This window comes from Streptococcus hongkongensis (genome assembly GCF_053206145.1).
The window spans coordinates 1-3612 of record NZ_JBRUGD010000030.1 but is presented as its reverse complement, the minus strand read 5'-3'; the positions used below and the strand labels follow the sequence as shown (position 1 = coordinate 3612).

General features: G+C 35.7%; 2 protein-coding genes and 3 pseudogenes. 1 reads left to right on the top strand and 4 read right to left on the bottom strand.

The annotated features are described in order from the left end of the window. A partial coding sequence (locus tag ACVRZD_RS10495; RefSeq protein WP_447450495.1) for a DDE-type integrase/transposase/recombinase occupies window positions 1–248 on the top strand: 248 nt, incomplete at its 5' end. Between the two features lie 426 nt (window positions 249–674). On the opposite strand, the pseudogene ACVRZD_RS10490 reads toward ACVRZD_RS10495, so the two are convergent. From ACVRZD_RS10490 to ACVRZD_RS10475, 4 genes and pseudogenes are all read right to left on the bottom strand, one after another. Then, window positions 675–1751 (bottom strand): annotated as a pseudogene (locus ACVRZD_RS10490) (site-specific DNA-methyltransferase); the annotation flags it as partial. A gap of 116 nt (window positions 1752–1867) precedes the next feature. Next, a pseudogene (locus ACVRZD_RS10485) lies at window positions 1868–1960 on the bottom strand (restriction endonuclease subunit S); the annotation flags it as partial. Then, complete coding sequence (locus ACVRZD_RS10480; protein WP_447450494.1) at window positions 1936–2685, bottom strand: DNA-binding protein; 750 nt, start codon at window positions 2683–2685, stop codon at window positions 1936–1938. The gene ACVRZD_RS10480 and the pseudogene ACVRZD_RS10485, both read right to left, overlap by 25 nt. Further along, window positions 2682–3485, bottom strand: a pseudogene (locus ACVRZD_RS10475) (RepB family plasmid replication initiator protein); the annotation flags it as partial. The gene ACVRZD_RS10480 and the pseudogene ACVRZD_RS10475, both read right to left, overlap by 4 nt. Window positions 3486–3612 lie beyond the last annotated feature (127 nt).

The following is a 3612-nucleotide window of genomic DNA, read 5'->3' as shown; positions in this document are numbered from 1 at the left end:
TAAAAGAATACGGCTTTTATCAAGGGACAGAACATCGTACCATTAAATACCTGAATAATTTGATTGAACAAGACCATCGTCCAGTAAAGAGACGCAATAAATTCTATCGAAGTTTACGCACTGCCTCACCCACGATTAAAGGCATGGAAGCCATCCGAGGATTATATAAGAAAACCCGAAAAGAAGGCACTCTCTTCGGGTTTTCGGTCTATACTGAAATCAAGGTATTATTGGGAATCCCAGCTTAAATCATAGATACCGTAAGGGATTTTATTCTTTATTTAAAACTTTGCAACAGAACCCGATACTCCACCTTCATTGTGTAAGTCGTTAGGTAATACGTCATCCCAAATATCTGTAATGGCAGTCCCGAACGCTAATTTTCCATCAACATCAATTAGTCGCTCTCTCATGAATAACATCGCTTTTCCGTTTTTCATGTAGTAATCATTATATCCTGGACGTTCCATGTAATACATCTTATCTGGATTATCTTTCGATAAGTGTTTCAAAGCACGAGCTTCTTGACTTATCTGTCCCTCATCCAATGATACCCATTGAAAAACAGAATCAGCATTTTCGTAAGCAAATTCATCTAGTTTTCTATCAAATGCCTCGCCAAGTTCTTTTTTTAACTGGCTTTTCTTAATTCCCTGACTTTCTGCAAAAGCTTCAAGCAAAGACATGAACTCCCATGATTCGTAATGGCTACTTACATTCTTGATGAATTGATTATAACGATTATCCCTATCTTTAGCTGCAAACACTTTGTTAGGCTTCCATTGAGATTTGTTTTTTGAATATACGACTAGGTAGTCAGAGATAGTTACAACTCCAGGATTTATAACTTTTGCACCCGAGGCACTAGCTCGACGGACTGTTATGATATTTTGAAGATTTTCCTTCCCAAAGATTGAGTCTGCGAGTGTTAACAGATACCCCAACTCATTGTAATCAATAGCGATTGTTATACTACCTTGATTGCTTAGTAATTCTCTTGCAATCTCAAGTCTATTTTTCATAAACGTGAGCCAACTAGAATGCTTAAAACTGTCATTATATCCAAAACCGTCATTTCCAGTATTATAGGGTGGATCTATAAATATACTCTTCACTTTTCCGGCATAATGATTGGAGAGCGCATGCAACGTCAACAGATTATTTCCTTTGATAATCAGATTGTCTTTCTCTTTATCAAAAGAAACAATCCCATTATCTAAGCTGTCCGCTGTCCGTTGTCCGCTGTCCGCCTGATTATTGCCAAAGCGTTTGACATTGACAAATACTTTCTTGTCAAATAGACGGTCAATCTCGTCTTTCTCAATGACCTCGTTTAAGAAGGCGTCATCATAGCCGTCCTCATTATCTTCTTTAGTCATTGAAGCAGTCAAAACGCCATCCTTGAACGGAAAATCTAAGACAACATCTTGGCTGTCTTGTAAGAATTTCCCTTTTGAAGCCAAGCCAACACGATTTTCATATTTGGTGTAGCTTGTGTCCCAGTAATCGTTATAGAGAACGGCTTCTTCAAGTTGTTCAATCTGAAAGAGCTTTTGCCCCGCCACTTCCTTGATGAAATGTTGCTTGATGAAATCCACTTCAAACAATTTGCTTAAAAGTGCTTCATCATAATTTCGTAAATCATCCGTGAGTTTGGAACGGTTCAATTCTTCTCCGACAAAATATTTGTCGCCAAAAGATACCAAAGCCGTTTTCAACTCGTCAAAAATTTTCGGTTCAATTTTTGCCATTTTGCTCATCTCTTTAATAGTTTTTATCTTAAATTATAGCATAGTTTTTCTCTTAAATTATAGCATTGAACGCCTTACAGGTGTTAGCGAGAACCAAAAGAATCCTCTCACCGATTACGCTCTTCCCAATCATCCGTAAATCCTTTAAATCGCAATTCTGGAACTTTCTTTTTAACTGAATCATCTATTTTCGCCATAGTCCCCACCATTTTCTTGGTTTTTCTTGTTCTTCTATCCTTTTTTGTTCTTTGAGTTGTTCCTGCAAATTTTCCAACTTCTCTTTAAGAGCGTTCACTTCATCTTTATATTGATTGTCTAAGTGTTTGAATTCTGTTTCCTGTGAGGGCATTTTAAGAGCTTTTAAGTCATTGATTTCTGACTTATACTCATCAAGTAACTTTTTATCCTGCAAGGCAAGCCTTTGTTGTTGGTCTAAGAGATTTTGCATTTGGGCTATTTGGCTATCTTTTATATCTAATTGTTCCTTTCCATTTCTACGCTGTTCTTTTAAATCTCGAATTTGCTCCTCCTGTATTTTGATTTTTTCAATTAAGAAATTATTTTCTTTGTCGGTTGAAACTTTGTCGGTTGAAACTTTGTCGGTTGAAATTTTGTCGGTTGAAACTTTGTCGGTTGAAACTTTGTCGGTTGAAATTTTGTCGGTTGAAACTTTGTCGGCTAGAACTTTGTCGGTTAAAACTTTGTCGGTTAAAACTTTGTCGGCTAGAACTTTGTTGGTTAAAACTTTGTCGGTTGAAATTTTTAAAATCTTCGCTCTAATAAAATTTTGTTCGTCTATCGTTAAAAGTATTATTCCTTTTTCATTTTTAAGTCTTTCCTTATTTGGCAAAGACTTAATATGATATTGTACGTTTTGTTTATTAACTCCTAACTCGTCCGCCAGCTCTTTAATCGTTTTTAATTCTTCACTCATGATAAGTCCTGCCTTTTAACCGTTGGTAGATATTGTTCAATGGCTTTTTTAAGATATTTCGCTACATTACGTTTAGAATAGGCTTCTTTTTTGCTGGCAACATAAGATAAGTGGTCTTTGACACCATTTAGCCCTCTTAATTCTTTCAGTTCGTCATAAAGCGGATAAACATTCTTCTGTAAGCCTACCATTGTGGCTGTATCCATAATATCATTCATGCCAATTAAGAAATTTTCAGATAAAAGTCTTGTATATTTACTTTCCATTGCCTGTTTTAGTAAGTCAGCTTCATTTCTTGATTTTTGCTTTTTATCGGCTTGATAGTCTTTATCTCCCAACTTGTAACTGTTATCGTCCGCTCGGTGTTTCTTCTCAATATGAAAGACAATAGAGTCAATGCTCCGCCCTTTTTTGACTTTCTCATAGGTCACGTTAAAATGCGTATGTTCGTTGATTTCTTTTAAAGAGTTTTCAACAATATATCTAAAAAAATGATATGTTTCTTTATACTCATTAACCGTATCTGTTATAAGACGAATTTCTTTCACTTTGATAGTGGGATTGCGATAGGCTTCCACTTGTTCGGCTCGCCGTCCGCCTTTGGTGCTGTAATGCTCGTATTGGTTATAGTTCATAGATAACCATTTGTAGAGGATAATGGAATATTTGCTGTTTAACTCCATAACATCAGATAAGGCATATTGCGTAAAGTTTTGCTTCAACTCAATCAAATAGGGCATAATACGATAATTAAATTCAATCGTGACAGTATCATTGTAATCATTCCACTTGATATAAGGGGTTCTGTTGCAAAGTTTTAAATCTACTATCAAATAAGGTAGAATAATAGAAAAAGATAGCAGGAGGAATGACGATGAATCATTTTAAAGGAAAGCAATTTCAGCAGGATGTGATTATTGTAGCCGT